Source organism: Microtetraspora fusca (genome assembly GCF_001570365.1).
Taxonomy (GTDB): Bacteria; Actinomycetota; Actinomycetes; order Streptosporangiales; family Streptosporangiaceae; genus Microtetraspora; species Microtetraspora fusca.
Map to the genome: position 1 here is coordinate 184,033 of NZ_BBYK01000039.1, position 19,401 is coordinate 203,433.

Annotated in this window: 22 protein-coding genes and 2 pseudogenes; 12 read left to right on the forward strand and 12 right to left on the reverse strand. The window is 71.4% G+C overall.

Features of this window, described 5'->3' with window-relative positions:
- Positions 1 to 52: 52 nt before the first annotated feature.
- The gene (locus tag AWQ68_RS03860; RefSeq protein WP_245655732.1) at positions 53 to 874 is read right to left on the reverse strand and encodes a glycerophosphodiester phosphodiesterase; all 822 of its coding nucleotides are present in this window, start codon (positions 872 to 874) and stop codon (positions 53 to 55) included.
- Between the two features lie 370 nt (positions 875 to 1,244).
- Here AWQ68_RS03860 and AWQ68_RS03865 point away from each other — a divergent pair, with 370 nt between their 5' ends.
- A complete protein-coding gene (locus AWQ68_RS03865) occupies positions 1,245 to 1,664 on the forward strand; it encodes a sensor histidine kinase (protein ID WP_066934732.1) in 420 nt (139 codons plus the stop codon).
- Between the two features lie 103 nt (positions 1,665 to 1,767).
- On the opposite strand, the gene AWQ68_RS03870 is transcribed toward AWQ68_RS03865, so the two are convergent.
- Positions 1,768 to 2,649 carry a LysR family transcriptional regulator gene (locus AWQ68_RS03870; protein ID WP_066934735.1) on the reverse strand — a complete coding sequence of 294 codons (882 nt, stop codon included), beginning with the start codon at positions 2,647 to 2,649 and terminating at the stop codon, positions 1,768 to 1,770.
- Positions 2,650 to 2,755: 106 nt separating this feature from the next.
- Between AWQ68_RS03870 and AWQ68_RS03875 the strand changes: the two genes are divergently transcribed.
- The 8 genes from AWQ68_RS03875 to crcB all read left to right on the forward strand — a co-directional run bounded on the left by AWQ68_RS03875 (position 2,756) and on the right by crcB (position 8,581).
- On the forward strand, positions 2,756 to 3,418 hold the full coding sequence (locus AWQ68_RS03875) for a class I SAM-dependent methyltransferase (RefSeq protein WP_066934737.1): 663 nt from the start codon (positions 2,756 to 2,758) through the stop codon (positions 3,416 to 3,418).
- A gap of 98 nt (positions 3,419 to 3,516) precedes the next feature.
- Positions 3,517 to 5,778, forward strand: a complete 2,262-nt coding sequence (metE, locus tag AWQ68_RS03880) for a 5-methyltetrahydropteroyltriglutamate--homocysteine S-methyltransferase (protein ID WP_066934739.1) — start codon at positions 3,517 to 3,519, stop codon at positions 5,776 to 5,778.
- 124 nt (positions 5,779 to 5,902) lie between these two features.
- Positions 5,903 to 6,283 carry a hypothetical protein gene (locus AWQ68_RS03885; RefSeq protein WP_218006760.1) on the forward strand — a complete coding sequence of 127 codons (381 nt, stop codon included), beginning with the start codon at positions 5,903 to 5,905 and terminating at the stop codon, positions 6,281 to 6,283.
- A gap of 194 nt (positions 6,284 to 6,477) precedes the next feature.
- Positions 6,478 to 7,083: a UTRA domain-containing protein gene (locus AWQ68_RS03890; protein WP_066934744.1), complete on the forward strand. Its 606-nt coding sequence runs from the start codon at positions 6,478 to 6,480 to the stop codon at positions 7,081 to 7,083.
- 85 nt (positions 7,084 to 7,168) lie between these two features.
- Positions 7,169 to 7,375, forward strand: a complete 207-nt coding sequence (locus AWQ68_RS03895) for a hypothetical protein (RefSeq protein WP_066934747.1) — start codon at positions 7,169 to 7,171, stop codon at positions 7,373 to 7,375.
- 47 nt (positions 7,376 to 7,422) lie between these two features.
- On the forward strand, positions 7,423 to 7,890 hold the full coding sequence (locus AWQ68_RS03900; protein ID WP_084463620.1) for a fluoride efflux transporter FluC: 468 nt from the start codon (positions 7,423 to 7,425) through the stop codon (positions 7,888 to 7,890).
- On the forward strand, positions 7,887 to 8,225 hold the full coding sequence (locus AWQ68_RS03905) for a DUF190 domain-containing protein (RefSeq protein WP_066934749.1): 339 nt from the start codon (positions 7,887 to 7,889) through the stop codon (positions 8,223 to 8,225). The genes AWQ68_RS03900 and AWQ68_RS03905 overlap by 4 nt, the downstream gene beginning before the upstream one ends.
- Positions 8,222 to 8,581: a fluoride efflux transporter CrcB gene (gene crcB, locus AWQ68_RS03910; protein WP_066934752.1), complete on the forward strand. Its 360-nt coding sequence runs from the start codon at positions 8,222 to 8,224 to the stop codon at positions 8,579 to 8,581. The genes AWQ68_RS03905 and crcB overlap by 4 nt, the downstream gene beginning before the upstream one ends.
- A 10-nt stretch (positions 8,582 to 8,591) precedes the next feature.
- On the opposite strand, the gene manA is transcribed toward crcB, so the two are convergent.
- The 3 genes and pseudogenes from manA to AWQ68_RS46075 form a co-directional block, all read right to left on the reverse strand.
- Positions 8,592 to 9,692, reverse strand: coding sequence for a mannose-6-phosphate isomerase, class I (gene manA / locus AWQ68_RS03915; protein WP_066934756.1), 1,101 nt, complete (start codon positions 9,690 to 9,692; stop codon positions 8,592 to 8,594).
- A gap of 314 nt (positions 9,693 to 10,006) precedes the next feature.
- A pseudogene (locus AWQ68_RS46070) lies at positions 10,007 to 10,224 on the reverse strand (glycosyl hydrolase 2 galactose-binding domain-containing protein); the annotation flags it as partial.
- Positions 10,221 to 10,460, reverse strand: coding sequence for an ABC transporter ATP-binding protein (locus tag AWQ68_RS46075; protein ID WP_373281496.1), 240 nt, complete (start codon positions 10,458 to 10,460; stop codon positions 10,221 to 10,223). The pseudogene AWQ68_RS46070 and the gene AWQ68_RS46075, both read right to left, overlap by 4 nt.
- Here AWQ68_RS46075 and AWQ68_RS40450 point away from each other — a divergent pair.
- Positions 10,344 to 10,790: pseudogene (locus AWQ68_RS40450) on the forward strand (substrate-binding domain-containing protein); the annotation flags it as partial. The gene AWQ68_RS46075 and the pseudogene AWQ68_RS40450 overlap by 117 nt on opposite strands.
- Positions 10,791 to 10,890: 100 nt before the next feature.
- Here the strand turns inward: AWQ68_RS40450 and AWQ68_RS03925 are convergent.
- On the reverse strand, positions 10,891 to 11,364 hold the full coding sequence (locus tag AWQ68_RS03925; RefSeq protein ID WP_245655733.1) for a MarR family transcriptional regulator: 474 nt from the start codon (positions 11,362 to 11,364) through the stop codon (positions 10,891 to 10,893).
- A gap of 49 nt (positions 11,365 to 11,413) precedes the next feature.
- Here AWQ68_RS03925 and AWQ68_RS03930 point away from each other — a divergent pair, with 49 nt between their 5' ends.
- A complete protein-coding gene (locus AWQ68_RS03930; protein ID WP_066934762.1) occupies positions 11,414 to 11,851 on the forward strand; it encodes a hemerythrin domain-containing protein in 438 nt (145 codons plus the stop codon).
- A gap of 91 nt (positions 11,852 to 11,942) precedes the next feature.
- Here the strand turns inward: AWQ68_RS03930 and AWQ68_RS03935 are convergent, their stop codons facing one another.
- From AWQ68_RS03935 to AWQ68_RS03960, 6 genes are all read right to left on the reverse strand, one after another.
- Positions 11,943 to 12,548, reverse strand: a complete 606-nt coding sequence (locus tag AWQ68_RS03935; protein WP_066934765.1) for a response regulator transcription factor — start codon at positions 12,546 to 12,548, stop codon at positions 11,943 to 11,945.
- Positions 12,545 to 13,648 carry a sensor histidine kinase gene (locus AWQ68_RS03940; protein ID WP_084463621.1) on the reverse strand — a complete coding sequence of 368 codons (1,104 nt, stop codon included), beginning with the start codon at positions 13,646 to 13,648 and terminating at the stop codon, positions 12,545 to 12,547. The genes AWQ68_RS03935 and AWQ68_RS03940 overlap by 4 nt, the downstream gene beginning before the upstream one ends.
- 21 nt (positions 13,649 to 13,669) lie before the next feature.
- A complete protein-coding gene (locus AWQ68_RS03945) occupies positions 13,670 to 14,389 on the reverse strand; it encodes an ABC transporter permease (protein WP_066935564.1) in 720 nt (239 codons plus the stop codon).
- Positions 14,389 to 15,291, reverse strand: coding sequence for an ABC transporter ATP-binding protein (locus tag AWQ68_RS03950; protein WP_066934767.1), 903 nt, complete (start codon positions 15,289 to 15,291; stop codon positions 14,389 to 14,391). Before AWQ68_RS03950 ends, AWQ68_RS03945 begins: the two co-directional genes overlap by 1 nt.
- Before the next feature lie 552 nt (positions 15,292 to 15,843).
- Complete coding sequence (trpS, locus tag AWQ68_RS03955; protein WP_245655734.1) at positions 15,844 to 16,998, reverse strand: tryptophan--tRNA ligase; 1,155 nt, start codon at positions 16,996 to 16,998, stop codon at positions 15,844 to 15,846.
- A gap of 248 nt (positions 16,999 to 17,246) precedes the next feature.
- A complete protein-coding gene (locus AWQ68_RS03960; RefSeq protein WP_066934773.1) occupies positions 17,247 to 17,750 on the reverse strand; it encodes a hypothetical protein in 504 nt (167 codons plus the stop codon).
- Positions 17,751 to 17,940: 190 nt separating this feature from the next.
- Between AWQ68_RS03960 and AWQ68_RS03965 the strand changes: the two genes are divergently transcribed.
- Positions 17,941 to 19,344 carry an LCP family protein gene (locus AWQ68_RS03965; RefSeq protein ID WP_245655735.1) on the forward strand — a complete coding sequence of 468 codons (1,404 nt, stop codon included), beginning with the start codon at positions 17,941 to 17,943 and terminating at the stop codon, positions 19,342 to 19,344.
- The last annotated feature ends 57 nt before the right edge of the window (positions 19,345 to 19,401 follow it).

Sequence of the window (19,401 nt, forward strand, 5' to 3'; positions counted from 1 at the left end):
TTTACCGGGGCGGGGACGCGGGCTCCCTTTCCCCAGGTCCCGGCCCGCGCGGCTACTGGCATCTGCCTCGCAGCCAGGCCCGATACTCCTTCGTGTAGTTCGTCATCACGCTCTGCGGGGCCTGGTCGAGCACGGCCTTCCACTGGGACGCGTTGCCGCTCCAGGAAGGGGCGGGCTCGTTCCATCGCACGCTGTCGGTCCACCGCGCGGCCGCCCCCTTGAGAAGCGCGGGATGGCGCTTCGCCAGCTCCCCCTGGATCCAGGAGTCGGTCGAGTAGACCATGATCCGCTGCGAGCCCTGCCGCTCCTTGATCGGGTCCGAGATCTCCTTCCACGCCTGCGCCGCGTACCGGGAATCACTAAGGATGCTCTTCGTCTCCGGCTTGATCTCCAGCAGCGCGATCAGTCCCCGTGACCGCACGTGGTCCAGCCACTGCCGCAGCGAGTAGACCCCCTCCCCCTTGTACGGACCGCGGTTGATGCGCCGGCTGTTCAGGTTCCCCGCTCCGTACGCCCACCAGATATCGGTGATCTTCTGCTGGCCACCGGTGAGGCCATTGGTGGTGGTGTTGTGCCACATCACCGCCTTCGTCCCCTCCTTGGTGAGCTGAACGTCAGCCTCGACGCCGTTGGCTCCCCAGGCCTTCTGGTCGTCCACTCCCCGGAGGTTGTTCGGCTGGCGCACCTGGTCCTTCGCCCAGCCGTTCGCACCCTCGGGGTAGCCGCCGTGTCCGAAGACCAGCGGACACTTCGGCAGCGCGGCCGTCCCCGTCGGTGCGCCGGAGGCCGCGGCGGGCGAGGCGTTCACCACCGCGCCGCAGGCGAGGACGGCCGCCGCCGCCGACAGACCGGCCATCGTCTTCGTGATCGTCACGCGCTCCACCTATCGGAAATCGATCCGCCGAATCAGCAGGGGCAGGGTAGTGACGGGTTCCCGCACGATCAAGGCGTACAGGTCGCGTGGTGTTCACCGTCGGCATGGCGGACGCGGATCCCCGGCTCCGGTTACCGGCACAAGCCCGGCTGCTCTGATCACGGCGCCGCGGGTCCCGCCGGGGCGGCACTCGGCTCGGTATCCATCCCGCCGAAATCAGGACAAGCGTCCCTACCAAACAGGACGCATCATGATTGATCATTAAAACTCGGCATAATCGCCCAGCTCCGACCTGCGGACCGCGGGGGCGGTGACGGCCGCGGTACCCGGCGTACCGATCACGCGCGGGTGTGCTCACGGAGGTGGACAGGTGGTCTCGATCTTCGATACGGCGGCATCGGAAGGTGACGTCACGGGACGCGACCTGGGGCGGGCGGTGGAATCCCTGCTCGCCGGATGGGCCGAGCGCCTGGCCGTCCCCGTGGAGGTGTGGGCGCTGCCGACGAGAGAGGTGCCCGACGACACCGCCCGGCTCGCGTACCGCGTCCTGCTGGACGCGCTCGGCCGCGTGGCCGGCGCGCGGGAGATCTCCGTCGCGATGACGACGGGCCGGAGCCTGCGGCTGACCGTCTCCTGTGACGGCGTGCCCGCCGACGACGCGAGGGCGGACGAGGGGGCCGCCGCGGCGACCCCGCTGCGCGCCCAGGTGGCGGCGATGCGCGGGGTCTACTCCACCGGCTCAGGGGCGAGCGACCACATGACGATCACCCTGGAGCTCCCGCTGCCCTGACCGGCGACCGCGCTCCGACTTCCAGTGCGGCTCCGCGCAACGACCGGCGCCGTTCCCCTGCGTGCCTCATGCGCGGCGTCACGCGGCCCCCGACAGGCGCGCTCTACCTCGTCCACAGCGACTCCTGGACCGTCCGGGCCAGGGCCATCAGCTCGGCGGAGACCCGGTCCGGATGCCAGGTGAGCCCGTACGTCATGCGCAGGTCACCGGCGTCGAACGGCACGAAGCGCACGTCGTGGCGGCGGATCGAGCCCACGACCAACTGCGGCACCGGCAGCAGCCCGACGCCGGCCGCGACGAGGTCGAGCGCCGCGGCGAAGTCGTCGATCTCGTCCGCCACCGCGTGGAGCCGGTGCGGCCCGCCCAGCAGGCCGGCGAGCCGGGACCACATGCCGCCCGGCGGGCGGTTGCGCGGCGCCAGGACGCGATGCCCGGGCAGCCGCTCCGGACGGATCGTCGCCGCCGTCGCGAGCGGATCCCCCGCCGGGACCGCCAGGTGGCCGACCGGTACGTGGAACCGCGCGGCGGTGGTGAGCCCCAGCGGGAACGGAGCGCCGAGGATCGCCGCGGACACGTCTCCGGCCTCCAGGGCGGCGGTGGCGGCGCTCCAGCCCGCCGCCCGCAGTTCCACGCCGATCGCCGGTCGGCGGCGGGCCAGCCGCCGGGCGACCCGTGCCGCGAGGCCGCCGACGAGCGGCGCGTACGCCAGCCGGATCGCCGGCCGCTGCGCCGCCGCCAGCCGGGCGGCCTCGGCGCCGAAGGCGTCCGCCGTCTCCAGCAGCGCCTCCGCGCGCGGCAGGAGCGCGGCCCCGGACGGCGACAGCCGTACCTCCCGGCTGGTCCGCTCGAACAGCCGGAGCCGCAGCGCGCGTTCGAGCCGGCCGATCGCCTGGCTCATCGCCGGCTGCGACATGCCCATCTCGGCCGCGGCCCGCGAGAAGCTGCGGTGACGCGCGACGAGCGCGAAGCACCGGATGTCGCGCACGGGAGGGCTGGGATCCATGCTCCAGTATCGCCCGCTGATCCATAAGCGACGGCAATGGATCAAGCAGCCGCCGCGCCCGAGACGATCGGGGCTAGGATGCCCGGCCATGATTGAAGCCGACCATCTGCACACCACTCGTGAGTCCTACGACCGGCTCGCCGGAACCTACGCCGACTTCGCCCGCCCGTTGTTCGAGCAAGAGCACCTGGACCGCGCGATGATCGCCGCGTTCGCCGGATTCGTACGGGCCGGCGGTGACGGCACGGTGGCCGACATCGGCTGCGGCCCGGGGCACGTGACGGCCCACCTGCACACGCTCGGGCTGACCGCCTTCGGCGTCGACCTGTCGCCCGAGATGATCGATCTGGCCCGCCGTGCCCACCCGCACCTGCGGTTCGACGTCGGCTCGATGACCGAGCTCGACCTGGCGGACGGCACCCTTGGTGGCGTGCTCGCCCGCTACTCGATCATCCACACGCCACCGCAGCGGGTGGCGGAGGCGTTCGCCGAGTTCCACCGGGTGCTCGCCCCGGGCGGCCTCCTGCTGCTCAGCTTCCAGGCCCACGACGAGCCGTCGGCGCAGCCGGAGCCGTTCGACCACAAGGTGGCGCTCGCCTACCGGTGGTCGCCGGACCACGTCGTGGGCCTGTTGCGGGAGACCGGGATGGTCGAGGTGGCCCGGCTGATCCTCGCCGGACGTGAGGACACGACGCGGGGCTTCCCCCAGGCGCACCTGCTGCTCCGCAAGAGTGCCGAAGCCCAGCCATAAGCAAGGGCAATTGATCGGCGACGGGGCGCGGCGGCGTGGGCAGGATGCGCTCGTCCGTTCCGCCCGACCGCGCGCCGCGGTCTCGTCAGGGAGTCGCCATGACCGCCGTACGTCCGTCGCCCTTCCCCGCCTCCACCGTCCTCGGCTATCCGAGGATCGGCCCGGCGCGTGAGCTGAAACACGCCCTCGAGTCCTATTGGAGCGGCCGGACCGCGTACGACGAACTGGACAAGATCGGCACCCGGCTCCGCGAGGACACCTGGCGGCGGCTCCATGCCCTCGGCCTCGGCGCGGTGCCGTCCGGCACGTTCTCGTACTACGACCAGGTGCTCGACACGGCCGTGCTGTTCGACGCGGTGCCGGAGCGCTATCGAGGGCTGCCTCCCGAGGACGCCTACTTCGCGATGGCGAGGGGCGCGGCCGGGATCGCGCCGCTGCGCATGACCAAGTGGTTCGACACGAATTACCACTACATCGTGCCGGAGATCGGCCCGGACACGGCGTTCCGTCTCGCGGGCGACGCCCCTCTGGCCGAGGTACGGCAGGCCCGCGCACTGGGCCACGACACGCGTCCCGTCCTGCTCGGCCCGGTGACGTTCCTGCTGCTGTCGGAGCCGGCCCCGGACGCACCCGCCGGGTTCGCGCCGCTGGACCGGCTGCCCGACCTGCTCCCGGCGTACGAGCGGCTGCTGGCGGCGCTCGCCGCCGAGGGTGTCGCCTGGGTGCAGCTCGACGAGCCCGCGCTCGTGGCGGACCGCTCGGCGGAGGAACTCGCCGCCGTACGGACGGCGTACCGGCGGCTCGGCGCGGTGGCGGCCCGGCCCGCCCTGTTCGTCGCCACGTACTTCGGGGACCCGGGCGAGGCGCTGCCGGTCCTCGCCGAGACGCCCGTCGAGGCGATCGGCCTCGATCTCGTGCGCGGCTCCCTGCCCGCCCCTGACATCGATCTGAGCGGCAAGACCGTCGTCGCGGGCGTGGTGTCCGGGCGCGACGTGTGGCGCACGGACCACGACCGGGCGCTCGCCGCCCTCGTCGCCGTACGGGAGCGCGCCGCGCACGTCGTCGTCGGGACCTCCTGCTCTCTGCTGCACGTGCCGTACGACGTGGAGCGGGAAACCGACCTCGATCCCGCGCTGCGGGAGCGCCTCGCCTTCGCCGAGCAGAAGGTCGCCGAGGTGGTCGAGCTGGCCTCCCTCCTCGCCTCCGCCCCGGACGGCGCGCCCCGAGGAGCCGAAAGCCGCGCCACCCCCTCGCCCCCCTCCCCGGGACCGGCCGCGCCCTGTCCCCCGCGCAGCCCGTACGCGGTGCGCGCGGCGGCGCAGGCGGAGCACCTGCGGCTGCCGACGCTGCCCGTGACGACGATCGGCTCGTTCCCGCAGACCGGTGAGCTGCGCGAGGCGCGAGCGGCGCTGGCCGCCGGGCGCCTCGACGAGGCCGCCTACGAAGCCCTGGTCAGGAACGAGATCGCCCGCGCCGTCGCCGTGCAGGAGCGGCTCGGCCTGGACGTGCTCGTCCACGGCGAGCCCGAACGCAACGACATGGTGCAGTACTTCGCCGAACACCTCGACGGCTTCGCGGTCACGAGGCACGGCTGGGTCCAGTCGTACGGCTCCCGCTGCACCCGGCCCCCGATCCTGTACGGCGACGTGCGACGCCCCGAGCCGATCACCGTGCGGTGGGCCACGTACGCGCAATCTCTGACGGACCGCCCGGTCAAGGGGATGCTGACCGGGCCGGTGACCATCGTGGCGTGGTCGTTCGTCCGCGACGACCTGCCCCTGCGCGACGTCGTCTCGCAGGTGGCCGACGCCGTACGCGACGAAGTGCGCGACCTGGAGGCGGCGGGCCTCTCGATCATCCAGGTGGACGAGCCCGCGCTGCGCGAGCTGCTGCCGCTGCGCCGCGCCGAGCAGGACGGCTATCTCGCGTGGGCCGTGGACGCGTACCGGCGGGCGACGTCGGGCGCGAGCGACCGGACGCAGATCCACACGCACCTGTGCTACTCGGACGCCGATGAGATCATCGCCGCGGTGGACGCGCTCGACGCGGACGTGACGAGCGTGGAGTCGGCCCGTTCGCACGCGCGGCTGCTGCGCGAGCCCGCGGTCGGCGGGTTCGAGCGCGGGCTCGGCCCGGGCGTGTACGACATCCACTCACCCCGCGTTCCCGAGGTCGAGGAGATCGAGGAGTCGCTCCGCGCGGCGCTGAAGGTGCTGCCCGCGCACCGGCTCTGGGTCAATCCGGACTGCGGGCTGAAGACCCGGACGTACGAGGAGGTCGAGGCGGCCCTCGCGAACGTCGTCACGGCCGCGCGCAATCTGCGGGGAGATCACAAATGTCGTCCCCTGACCGTGGAATGACCCGACACCGAGATTAGGCTCCGAACCCGGCGTGTCCGAGCTGGTATTCATGGTCGGCAGAGATCCGAAAGGCGTGTCCCCCCAGCCTTCAGGTGTACGACCACAAACATGAAGGACGGACACAGTGAGATCAGCCAAGCTGATGTTGGCCGTGGTGTCGATCGCGGCCTCGGCTTCGCTCGTCGCCTGCGGCAGCAGCTCCTCCTCCGACGGGGCGTCGGAGACGGCGGCGACATCCGCCGCCGCGGCGAAGGGAGCCGAGAAGGCCGTTAAGACCGGTAAGACCGGCAAGGTCTCCGCGAACAACGCCCCCGAGAACGAGCTCGTCGCGGCGCTCCACGCGGCCGGGGTGCCGAACGCCGACCGCTGGGCGCGCGAGGTCATCGAGTACCGGCCCTACGCCGCGGACGACACCAAGCTCACCTCGCTCCGCAAGAACCTGGCAAAGCACAAGCCGGGCGAGAAGACCATGAGCAAGATCATCTCCGCGCTGACGGTGCCGTAACGCCGACGACGCGCGCAGCGCGCCGACACGGCGACGCCGCCCCATGCAACGGGCGCACGGCGGGAGCCCGCCGCCAGGGCGCCGGGGAAGAGCCCGGCGTACCATGTCACGCCCAGCGAGCTGGGGCGCGCGTCCCGGCGCGGAACACTCACGCGCTCGCGGCGTAGAACGCTCTCACGGGGAAGGGAATCCCTGTGACCGCAGGTCGCCGGAGACTCCGGCGCACGACGGACCGCTACCAGTGGGAGAAGGACCGCGCACTCCTCCCCGAGGACGAGCGGCGCCGGGCCGGCGCGGCCGAACGGGACACCGGGCTGTCCCGTGAAGAGCTGGAGTTCTCCACGGAGTTCGGCTCGGCCCCGGCGGGGGCCGAGCTGGCCCGGCGGTTCGGCGTGCCGGAGGGCACCCGCATGCTGTGCCGCACCTACCGGACCTGGGCGCGCGGCGAGAGCGCGCCGCTGAGCCTGGTCATCTCCTGGCTCGTGTACGACATGGCCGCCGCCAACCCCGCCCTCCTCGCGCCGGAGAACGAGCCCTGGCCGGGCGGCACGCCGCACCAACTCTCCACGATCGGCATCGAGATCGACCGGGTCGTGGACGAGGTCACCGTGCGACTTCCTCTGCCCGAGGAGGCGCGGACTCTGGACGTGCCCGGCGGCTTCCCTGTGCTGGTGCTCCGCAAGACCTCGATCGACACCGCGGGGCGCGTGGTCGAGATCGCCGAGTGCGTCCTGCCCGGCGACCGCACCGAGATCGTCTCCACCACGCGGCTGCTGCCCTGGCCCAGGCGGGATCGATGACGGCCGGGTGCCGGTTCTGTTGAGCCATTGGCCGCATGACGCGCCGCCATTTATAACGTCTCCGCCAAAGGGCGTGGAGGCAGGCATGGAGAAGGAATCGCGCATCGGCCTGGCCGAGACGCTCGGGGGAACGGACGAGGCGGCGGCACGGGCGACCGCAGGGGCGGCGCTCGTCTCCTCGCTTACCGTGGCCTTCGGCGCGCTGGTCGTGGCCCATGGCCGGCTCGCCCAGCACCTGGCCCGGAGCCTCGCGCGCCGCCTGGTCGCACGTCAGGCACGTTCCGTGGCCTGACGCGCTGGGCACGGGGCGTTTCCGGCCCGGTCGATACCATCGGCACCATGACATCTTCCGGCGCCGGGCAGGACGTGTTCCGCGGGCGGCCGGTGAGAGGGCGCGGGCGCGCGTTCGGTGTCCTCGGAGCGATCGCGGTCGGCGGGGGGCTGGGCAGCGTCGCGCGTTTCCTGGTCACCTCCGCCGTACCGGTGGGAGCGAGCGGCTTCCCCTGGGGCACCCTGGTCATCAACCTGTCCGGCAGCTTCGCGCTGGGCGCGCTGATGGTGTTCATCCTCCAGGTGTGGCCGCCGAGCCGGTACGTCCGGCCGTTCCTGGGCGTGGGATTCCTCGGCGGATACACCACCTTCTCCACCGTTGCCGTCGAGATCACACGGCTGGCCGCGCCCACGGCGGCCGTCTACGCGGCGGTCAGCCTCGTCGCCGGGCTGGCCGCGGTCTGGTGCGGCATGACACTCGCCCGGCTCGCCGCCCGCGTCCCCGTACGGCGTGGCCCACGGAAGGAGACGCGATGAGGCTGCACGGCGACGCCTGCCGGCTGACGATCTACGTCGGTGAGACCGACCAGTACCGTCACCGGCCGCTCTACACGGAGATCGTCCACCGGGCGCACCGCAAGGGCCTGGCGGGAGCGAGCGTGTTCCGGGGGGTCGAGGGGTTCGGGGCGTCATCGCTCATCCACACGAACAGGCTGCTCTCCCTGAGTGAGGACCTGCCGGTGTCCATCGTCATCGTGGACACCGAGGAGCGGATCACGGATTTCCTCTCGGATCTGGACGAACTGGTGACCGAGGGGCTGGTCACCGTGGAGCCGGTCGAGGTCTACCGCTACGTCGGGCGCCGCGCGTGACCCTGCTGCTGGTGTTCCTCGGCGGCGCGGTGGGTGCCCCGACCCGCTATCTGATGGACTGGCTGGTCCAGCGGTGGCACGACACGGTGTTCCCCTGGGGGACGTTCACGGTCAACATCTCCGGCTCGTTCGTCCTCGGCCTGCTCACCGGGCTCCAGCCGGGGCCGTTCGTCGCCACGCTGGTCGGGAGCGGCTTCTGCGGCGCCCTGACGACGTTCAGCACGTTCGGGTTCGAGACCATGCGGCTGATCGAGGAGGGGGCGTACGCGGAGGCGGCGCTGAACGCGGTCGGCAGCCTGCTGCTCGGCGTCCTGGCCGCGGCCGCCGGGTACGGCCTGGCCGTCCACGTCCTGTGAGCCGGAAGCGCTAGAGGATCTGCGGTTCCGCGCAGAAGACGGTGCCGTCGCCGGAGATCGTGACCGGGCCCTCGGAGGCGGGGACGTAGACCGAGTCGCCGGCGCGGAGCTTTACCTCGTCCCCGGCCTGGACCACGCCCTCGACGCAGAGCAGGATCCGCGGCAGCTCACCCGGCAGGGTGCGTCCGGCGCCCGGGACGATCCTGCGCAGCAGGAACTCGGGGCAGGGCGGCACGTACGCGTCGTCGCTCGGCTCGACGGGCAGCGGGACGGCTGAGGCGTCGGTGATCCGCAGCAGCTCGTCCACGTCGATCGGCTTGCCGGTGAGCCCGGCGCGCAGCACGTTGTCGGAACTGCCCATGATCTCGACGCCGAACCCCGAGATGTAGCTGTGCAGCACGCCCGCGCCGAGGAACATCGCCTGGCCGGGTTCGAGCTCGTGCCTGCGCATCAGCAGCGGCGCGAGGACGGCGGGATCCTCCGGGTACAGCCGGGCCAGCCGTGTGATCAGCTCATAGTCCGGCTGGTGGACGGCGGAGGCGGCCCACACGATCGACTTCACCAGGTCGGCCCGGGAGCCGGGCAGGCCGAGCAGCTCGCGCAACGCGGCCAGCATGTCACCGGCGGCGAGGCGCGCCACGACGGGCCGCAACGCCGCCACGCCGAGCCGCTCGACGAGCATCGCGGCCTGCTCGGGCGCGCGCAGCCCGGCGAGCGCGGTGAACGGCGTGAGCGCGCAGATCAGTTCCGGCTTGGGCCACGGGTCGCAGTAGTTCCCGTCTCCCCTGGCGTGGCCGTCAGCGGCCTGGCCCGCGGTGGGATGCACCTGGAGGGAGAGCGGGCGGTCCACCGCGATCAGCTTCAGCAGGTACGGCAGGCGCGCGCCGAAACGCTCGACCGACGGCCGCCCCAGCTCGGCCTCCGGGTCGGCGGCGATCGCGTCGATGAGGGTCAGCTCGACGCCGTCGCGGGTGAGCCGCGACGGCCCGGAGGGGTGGGCGCCGAGCCACATCTCGGCCTCCGGTCCCGAAGCGGTCCGCCCGGTCAGCCCGGCGATGGCGGTGCGGGAGCCCCAGGGGTAGGGCTTGATCGGGTTGGTCAGCAGATCCATCTCGAATTCCTCGTGGGTGGGGGAGCCGGGCTCACTCTGCCCGGACACGCTCAACGACGAATGAACCCGGGCTGAACCGCATGAACATTCCTCGCTCGTCAGGTCGATCCGCACCGTCGTGGACGGCGCCAATGCTACCCAGAGATCACGCGCTTCCGGCCGAACCGGCGCGACGCCGTCCTGCGGGACGTGCCTCGTTGACGCAGCGCAGCACCGGGTGGCGGACGAGTGCCTCGGGGGCGAGGTCGCCGCCGCTCACTCGGAACACCGCGGTCTCGCCGGGGAGCAGCGTGACGAGTTGGTCGGGGAAGGGTGAAGACGGTCTCGTAGGCCCAGTCGGTGCGGCCGATCCAGGTCAGCCGGTCCTCGTTGTCGTCGAGATAGGGGTCGTCGATGAGCCCCGCGGCGAGCAGGTCGGTGTGGACGCAACCGGGAACGGTCGCGGGACCCCGGCGACCACCGGGCGGAACTGCCCGGTGGAGGACACGGCGGTGACGGTCCAGCCGTCGTGCAGCGGGTGGTACGAGCTCACACTCTCTCCTTGGCCGGGGGCTGTCGGAACTCGGCGGCCGGGCACACGCCGGGCCCGGCACACGCCACGTAGTGGTCCTTCTCGGGCTCGGCCAGGTCACCGCGTACGGGCGTGCCCGGGGCGCGGTCGTGGAACGGGCAGGCGGTCGGGCCCGCCTGCTCCTCGCCCCGCCGCTCCGCCCGTTTGACGTGCAGCCGGGGGACGGAATCCAGCAGCGTCCGGGTGTACGGGTGCAGCGGGTCGCCGAAGACGCGCTCAGCTCCCCCAACCGGCCGACCGCGATCGTCTACGACAACGACATCATGGCGGTGGCCGGACTGTCCGTGGCCCAGGAGATGCGGCTCGACGTCCCGGCCGACCTGTCCATCGTGGCCTGGGACGACTCCCCGCTCTCCCAGGTGGTCCGCCCGCCGCTGACCGCGCTCAGCCGTGACATCCCCGCGTACGGCGCGCACGCGGCCCGGCGGCTGCTCGCGCTGATCGACGGCGCCGAGCCCGGCCCGCTGGAGGACGACGCCGCCCGCCTCACTCCCCGCGGCAGCACCGCCCCGCCCCCGGAGTCCTGACGCGATTCGCCCCACCCGCCCCGGGGCAGATCACGCCCGCCCTCCCTGTCCCCGGAGGGGAAGTCCGGCTGGCAGACGGCGCGAGGATGCCGGAACGGCGTCACTCCCCGGCGATCTCCCGTTCGTAGGCGGCCAGGGTGTCCACGAACAGCTGCCGCTGCTCGGCCGTGAGAGGTTCGAGCGCCTTCCGCCAGGCGGTGGCGCCGTGTCCCAGCCAGCCGTCGATCGCCGCACGGTGCTCGTCGGCGATGCTGACGATCTTCCTGCGCCGGTCGGCGTCGTCTTCGCGCCGCTCCAGGATGCCCTTACGACTGAGCTCGCTCACCATCAGGCTCACGGTCGTGGGCGCGACCTCAAGTCGGGCGGCCAGCCCGTTCACGCTCATCGGCCCGTCGAAGAGCAGGTAGGCGAGCAACGAGAGGTGCCGGGGCGCCAGCGAGAACGATCTCAGCTCCTCCGGGACCCCGAGCCGCTTCGCGCGTCCCACCATCCGTGGCATCACCAGCAGCAGTGTCCGGATCGCCTCGTCGACGTCCAGGCCGGGTCCACGACGCCCCGGGCTACCGGTTGACACTCGCGATCCCTCCAAATAGCTTGCGGGGCGACACGCCACCGGGCAGGCCGTGCCGTACGGCTCCGCGCGGCCGGGTCTGAGCCGGAAGCTCAGCCGGCACTGCCTTCTCTTCTGCGACGCGCTCCATGGCCACCACACCAATGAGGACGGGGCGTTCGCCGACTTCGAGAAGCGGTTCCCCTACCTGGCTCCTGCCCTGGACCGGCTCCGCAAGGAACACCGTGTGGTGGCCCAGGCCGTCGCCGACCTCCAGGCGCTTCTCGCCAACCTCACGCCCGAGGCCGACGAACTCTCCACCGGCACGTCGGTCCCCGAAGCCCGTGACACGGCCACTCCCGGCACCCGTCCCGCCCCAACCGACACCGACGACGCCGCCGCACTCCTGGCCGAACTGGAGCGGCTGTCCTCCCAGTTGGAAGAGCACTTCGCGTACGAAGAAGCTCACCTCATACCGGCACTGACCGGAGAACCCCCACGCACCAACTGAGCACATCCGGACTCGCCGCTCTTCTCCCAGGGCAGCGTCGGTGACCTCGTGCTCCTGAATGAACGCGGCCTAATGTGCGGATATTGATCTCTCAGAGCCAGCCGTACTCCTCGGCGATGAGGGCGGCCTCGGCGCGGGTGGCGGCGCCGGTCTTGCCGATGGCGGCGGACAGGTGGTTGCGTACGGTCCCGTTCGACAGGTGGAGCGCCTTGGCGATCTCGCTCACCGTGCCGCCGCGCCTGGCCTCGCGCAGCACGTCGCGTTCCCGTGCGGTGAGCGGGCCGGTCCCGCTGGCCAGCGACTCGGCGGCGAGGGCGGGGTCGACGACCCGCAGACCGGTGTGCACCCGCCGTACCGTCTCCACCAGGTGCTCCGGCGAGGAGTCCTTGACCACGAACCCGGAGGCGCCGTGCTCCATCGCGCGGGCGAAGTAGCCGGGCCGTCCGAAGGTGGTGCAGATCACCACCCGGCAGCCGGGGAGCAGGGCGCGCAGCTCCGCCGTGGCCTCCAGGCCGTCCTTGCCTGGCATCTGCACGTCGATCAGGGCCACGTCGGGACGCGTACGGCGGGCCGCGTCGAGGACCTCGTCGCCCGATCCGACCTGGGCCACGATCTCGATGTCGGGTTCCAGGGCGAGCATGGCGGCCAGTGCGCCCCTGAAGAGAGTCTGATCGTCGGCGAGGAGCACCCGGATCATGGACGGCTCGCCCTCAGCCGGAAGCCACCCTGCGGGAGGGGACCGGCCTGGAGGGTGCCGTTCACCGCGTGAAGCCGTTCCTCCAGCCCGGACAGCCCGTTGCCAGGAGCGGCCTCGGATCCGCGGCCGTTGTCGCGGATCTCCAGCGACGAGTCGCCGAGCTGTACCTCGCAGCGGGTGGCGCCACTGTGTCTGATCACGTTGGTGACCCCCTCCCGGAGCACGTAGGCGAACGGTTCGCGCAGATCGGCGGGCACGTGGTCGACGGCGGTGGGCAGGGTGGCCGAGATCCCTGCGGCCCGCAGCGCGACCCGGACGCCGCCCAACTCGACGGAGAGCGCCGGCCTGCGGTAGCCGGACACGGTGGCCCGGATCTCGGTGTGCGCCTCGCGGGAGAGGCGTTCGACATCGCGCAGCTCGGCGAGGGCCTGCTCACGGTCGCCGCCGCGCTCCAGCAGGCGGCGGGCCAGGCCGGTCTTGGCGGTGACGGTGGTGAGGGTGTGACCGAGCACGTCGTGCAGGTCGCGGGCGAGCCGGGCCCGCTCGGCCGCCGCCGCCAGCGTCTCGATCTCCTCCTGTGCCCTGCCGAGCTGCACCAGCAGCCGGACCAGCAAGATCACCACCGCCGGGGTCACCGTGCCGCCGACGGTACCCAGGATCTCGGTCCAGCCCAGCGAGCCCCGCGCGATCCAGGTAGCGGCCAGCCCCGCCGCCGTGACCGCCGCCGCGACCAGCAACACCCACTGCGAGGGCAGCAGCCAGGCCACGGCGGTGAGCGCGTAGGCGAGGACGCCGATGGCAGCGGGGTCACCGCGCAGCACGACCAGGGCGGCGCCGAGGACGAGCAGCACGCCGGCCAGCACGAGCCGGTGAGCCGGGCGCAGTGCGATGCCTAACAGCATGGCGAGCAGCCAGCACCCGCCGTAGACCACCGCGAGGGCCACCATAAGCGCTGACCCAGCCCTCGCGGCCTCGTAGAACAGCCACACCAGGAACAGCGCCAGGACGGCGATCACCCGCGCCGTCGCCCACCGGCTCTGGGACCGGGCGACGCTCCACACCGGCCACGCCGTGTCGCGGATCAGGCCCCTTCGTCGCACAGCAAGCACCTTAAGCCGTGGTCACCGGGCCCGTGCGGCGTCCTGCTGGTAGCGCAGGACCACGGCCGTGCCCAGCACCAGCGTGTACACGGCGAGTACGGCGGCGGCCCCCGTAACATCGCCATTCAGGGTCTCGGCGCGGCCGATCAGCCCCAGCCAGTAGGTCGGCAGGGCCTTGGCCACGGTCGCCAGCACGCCGGGGAACTCGGTCACCGGTATAAACAGCCCGCCGAGGAAGCTGAGCAGCAGCACGACGCCGCCCTGGTAGGCGGCCAGGTTCTGCGGCGTGGCGAACTGGCCGATGACCAGGCCCAGCAGGGCGAACGGCAACGTGCCCAGCCACACGCCGAGCACAGTGAGCAGCCAGCCCCCCGGGGAGAGGGTGATCCCGGAGGCGAGCGCGGCCGCCAGCGCGACCCCGGCGACCGGGGGAAGCGCCACCAGCATCGCCACGGCCCCCTTCGCCGTGAGGTATCCGCCCCCGGACAGCGGGGTGAGGCGGAGCTGGCGCTGCCAGCCCATGCCGCGCTCGACCGCCGTACGCGCCCCGACATCGATGGCGGCCTTGAACGCGCCGAAGGCGGCCAGCCCGCCCATGAGGTAGAGGTCGACGTCGCGGGTCCCGCCGACGACGTTCGACTCCAGCAGGTAGAGGCCGATCGGCAGGCCCAGCGCGAAGATGAGGAACCTCCCGCTCCGCGCCATCCGCCTGATCTCGAACGACAAGTACGTGGACAGCATCACGCCGACTCCTTCGCGGTCAGCCTGACGAACGCCTCTTCCAGTCCCAGGGCGCGAATCTCGACGTCGCGCGCGGCCGGGTGCACGGCCAGCAGCTCGCGCAGCACCCGGTCGGGGTCGCTACAGTGCAGCTCGGCGCGCTCGCCCCGCAGCTCCGCCGTTGTCACCCCGGGCAGCCCGAGCAGGCCCTCCAGCCGGGCGCCCGGCACGGTGGCTCGCAGCACCCGGCCGCCGACCGAGGCCAGAACCATGGCCACCGGGCCGTCGGCGACGACCTTTCCGGCCCGCATGAACACCACCCGGTCGGCGTAAGCCTCGGCCTCCTCCAGGTAGTGGGTGGCGAACAGTACGGTCCGCCCGGTGTCCGTGAAGTCGCGCATCGACCGCCAGAAGTCCCTGCGGCTCTCCACGTCCATCGCCGCAGTCGGCTCGTCGAGCACCAGCAGGTCGGGATCGCTGACCACGGCCATGGCGAACCTGACCCGCTGCTTCTGGCCGCCGGAGAGCAGCGCCCCCCGACGGTCCCCCAGTTCCTCGACCCCAGCGCGGCGCAATGCCTCGTCCACCGGCATGGGGGTGCGGTGCAGGCCGGCGATCACCTCCAGGGTCTCGCGCACGGTCACGTCGTCGAGCAGGGCGGCCTCCTGGAGCATCACGCCCACCCCGCCCTTCACCATCGCCTCGCGGGGCGGCAGGCCCAGCAGCGCGACCTCCCCCTCGTCAGGCGAGGCCAGGCCGAGCATCAGGTCGACCGTGGTGGACTTGCCCGCGCCATTCGGGCCGAGCAGCGCCACCACCTCGCCCGGAGCGATCACCAGGTCCACCCCGTCGACGGCACGGACCTCGCCGTAGTGCTTCCGTAGGCCGCGTACGGCCACCGCGGGTTCCACTTCATGTGTCATACGGCTCAGCATTCGCCCCCGGCGCCCGCCGTTCCTGCGCCGTTTGTCACGACGGACCCACGACAGATGTCACCCCTGGGGGTGATGGGACACATCCAGCCCGCGACCCACAGCGTTGGCATGACCGCCACCCCCACCAGGCCAACACGCGGAAACACCCCGCGGATACCGGGCAGAACCCGGATGTGCCCGCCCTGTCCTACACCGAAGCCGAGTTCACCACCCCGCAAGAACAAGGCGATCGCGTCCACCAGCAGGTGCCGCTTACGGCCCCTTACGGCCCTGCACCTGCTTGCGCGTCATAGCCGATCTGCTCGGCCCTCGCGGCTCTCGGCGGACTGTGAGCCCAAACGGCAGGGGGCAGCGGGTCGCGGCCGCCCGCACGGGTCCATCGTCGGACCCACAGCTGCACGGACCCATATCGCGACCCTCAGCCGCAGGCCCCGTGCGGGCGGTGTGGCGGTGCTTCTCGCGAATCATCACCTTCCGCGGCTTCGGTCCTCGCCGGGTCTCATCGTGCGAGCGCTTTCCGTCACCGAGGAAGACCGCCCTTCAATAGAGGGTCTTCATCGCGGCCCGCACATCGTCGAGGGTGGCCTGTGCGACCTCGTTGGCGATCTCGTTGCCGTCGCGGAGGATTCGGCGTACGTAGCCGAGGTCCTGGGCGTAACGGGCGCGGCGGTCGCGGATCGGGGCGAGGTGCTCGTTGACGGCCTCGGTCACGGTCGCCTTCAGCGCGGCGGCGCCCTTGTCGCCGATGTCCGCCGCCACGTCACGCGGGTCGCGGCCGAGACACAGCGCCGCCAGCAGAACGAGGCTGGACACCTCGGGCCGGGCGGCCGGGTCGTACGTGATGTGCCGCTCCGGGTCGGTCTTCGCGCCGCGAATGAGCCGGGCGGTCTCGTCCGCGGTGGCGGCCAGACTGACGGCGTTGCCCCGGCTCTTGCTCATCTTGGCGCCGTCGGTGCCCAGCAGCAGCGGCGCGGCCGACAGCAGGGCGTCGGGTTCCGGGAAGACCGGGGCCGCGCCGTTGCCGTACCGGTCGTTGAACCGGCGGGCGATGGTGCGGGTGAGCTCCAGGTGGGGAAGCTGGTCCTGGCCGACCGGGACCAGGTTGGCCTTGCAGAACAGGATGTCGGCGGCCTGGTGGGCGGGGTAGGTGAACATCAGGCCGCTGACCGCGGACTGGCGGGACTGGGCGATCTCGTCCTTGACGGTGGGGTTGCGGCCCAGCTCGGCGACCGAGACCAGGCTGAGGAACGGCAGCAGCAACTGGTTGAGCGCCGGGACGGCGCTGTGCGCGAAGATCGTGGTCCGCTCGGGATCGATGCCCGCCGCGAGGTAGTCCAGGACCAGGTCCTCGACGTATTCGTCCAGGCGCTCGGCGACGTCCCGGTCGGTCAGGACCTGGTAGTCGGCGATGATCAGGAAGGTCTCCACCCCCAGCCCCTGGAGCCGGACGCGGTTGTGGAGAGTGCCGAAGTAGTGGCCCAGATGCAGCCGCCCGGTGGGCCGGTCCCCGGTGAGGACCCGGAACCGTCCGGGATCCTTCCGGATGAGTTCCTCCAGCTCAGCGCTGCGTTGCCGGGCGGCGAGCACCCCGGCCGTCGTCCCGCCGGTCGTCTCGGCGGTCGTCATGGATGCCTGTGGATCGCCTGTGGATATCCCCTCGTCGTCTGTGGACAGGGATGTGACGGTGGTCGTCATGTTTCTCCTCCTCGGTCTGTGGCCGGCACGCCATCCGGAGGAGGCCCCGTTGTACGGGAGAGCATCAAAAAGGGCCGTCCATCCGAACGGCCCTGGGTCGCGCGCGTGAGAGTGGCCGCTCCTACGAGGAGCGCCACCAGCTCAGGCACGACGAACGACGCATGGGAAGAGCATACTTCCGCTTTCGCAGCGGGAACACCATGCCGGTTGCACAATGAGGATCCGGCACGGCGTCGCCGTACCGGATCTCACGTGTTCTGGGCCGGGAGGGCCGACCAGTCGATGGCCAGGCGCTGCGGGTTCGCGGGATCGGCCCAGATCTGGACGACCCTGCCAGGAAGGACGGCACCCATCAGGAGGCGCGGCAGGATCTGGCGGTGGCTCACCGGGTACGGCGCCCCGCCCGCGGGCTGGACCTGGAGGTCGAAGGCGACGACCACCTGGTCGTTCACCATCGTCCCGGTGTCCCGCATCGCGGTGATCAGGGCGCGACAGGGGACGCCGGAGCCGATCAGCTCCTGGTTGCCCGTCCCCATGAAGTCCTTCATCCGCCCCAGTACGCCGGTGGAGGGCCCCTGGCCTCCGGCCAGCCTGGTGGTGAACACCGTCACCCCGGTGATCAGCAGGAACAGCCCGATGATGAAGACCGGTACGCCCCAGGACATGGTGGACAGGGAGCTCATGCCGTACACGCCGCCGATGAGGAGGACGAGGCCGACGGCAGCGCCGACTAAGAACGCATTTCGCGCCATACTTCACAACCTTTCGCCTGTTTCATACGTCACAGGGATAGGGACGCTCACTTGACCATCGCTTGCAGCCCGGTTGCCGCCACGGCGATACGCGATGTTCAGGGTGCATCGCTACACTTTCCGCGATTTGCCGCTTTCGGGCTCTCTGACGCGGGCGACGGCCCCCGTCCGAATCTCAGGAGTTAAGAACGTGGGTCTTGTCGACGTGCGGCCTGCGCTTCCCGTGGAGGAGCCGCCCGCTCCGCCATCCCCGCCCAAATGGCGGGCCTGGCTCTGGGCGCTGCTCGCGGGCGTCCTCGGCGCGGTGACCGGCGGGGCGACCTTCCTCGTCGGCGGGTACGTCAAACTCACCGGGAACGTCAAGCACGAGGTCATCGCCAAGCAGGACCTCGGCGAGCGCCCGGTGAAGATCAGCAAGGCGATGAACGTGCTGATCGTCGGGTCGGACCAGCGGGACGGCGCGAACGCCAAGTACGGCAAGTTCGAGGGCGAGCGGACCGACACGATCATCCTCGCCCACATCTCGCCGAAGCGGGACGGCGCGATGCTGATCAGCTTCCCCAGGGACTCGCTCGTCCAGCTCCCCGCCTGCCCGGCGAAGAACGGCCTCCCCGGCCAGCGAGCGCACGTCGGCATGATCAACGAGTCGTTCAACTCCGGCGGCATCGCGTGCACCTGGCGCACCATCGAGGCACTGACCGACATCCACATCGACCACTTCGTCAAGGTGGACTTCACGGGCTTCAAAGGGATGGTCAACGCGCTGGGCGGCGTGCCGGTCTGCATCCCCGAGGCGATCAACGACAAGAAGGCGCGGCTGACCCTGCCCGCCGGCCGCCAGGTGCTCAAGGGCGAGCAGGCGCTCGGCTACGTGCGGGCCCGCTACAGCCTCGGCGACGGCTCCGACATCGGCCGGATCCAGCGACAGCAGATGTTCCTCGCCTCGATGGCCAAGAAGGCGATGAGCGGCGACACCCTGACCGATCCGAAGACGCTCTTCGGCTTCCTCGACGCGGTCACCAAGTCGATCACCACGGACCCTGACCTGACCGTGGGCGTGATGAAGGACCTCGCGATGAGCGCGGAGGGCCTGACCGCCGGGCAGATCCGGTTCGTGACCACGCCGTGGCGCTACTCCGTGGCGAGCCCTGGCCGGGTCGAGTGGGTCCAGCCGCAGGCGAACCGCCTGTTCAAGATGGTCGCCGCCGACCAGATCAGCAAGGGCGTCAAGAGCGGCGAGCAGAAGATCCCCAAGTCGCAGATCCACGTCATCGTGGAGAACGGAACCGGCAGGCAGGGACTCGGCACGACGGTCGCCGCCGAGTTGGAGCAGCGCGGCTACCACATCAGGAAGATCTCGTCCGCGGCCAAGCCGTACGCCAAGACCGTCCTCATGTACTCGCCGAACGGCGAGGGCCGGGCGCCCCGGCTCTACCGCGAGCTGCTCACCGCGCGGACCCACCGCGCGCAGAACGCGAAGACGCAGACGCTGGTGCTCGTCCTCGGCGCGGACTGGCAGGGACTGAAGCCGCCCAAGACTCTGGACGACGTCGAGGGCTTCGACGCGACCCAGGACAGTTGCACCGCGAGCTGACCGGGATTCCACCGGATCCGTTACTGATCTGTTATGTCGTTCGTTCGGCGGGCAGTA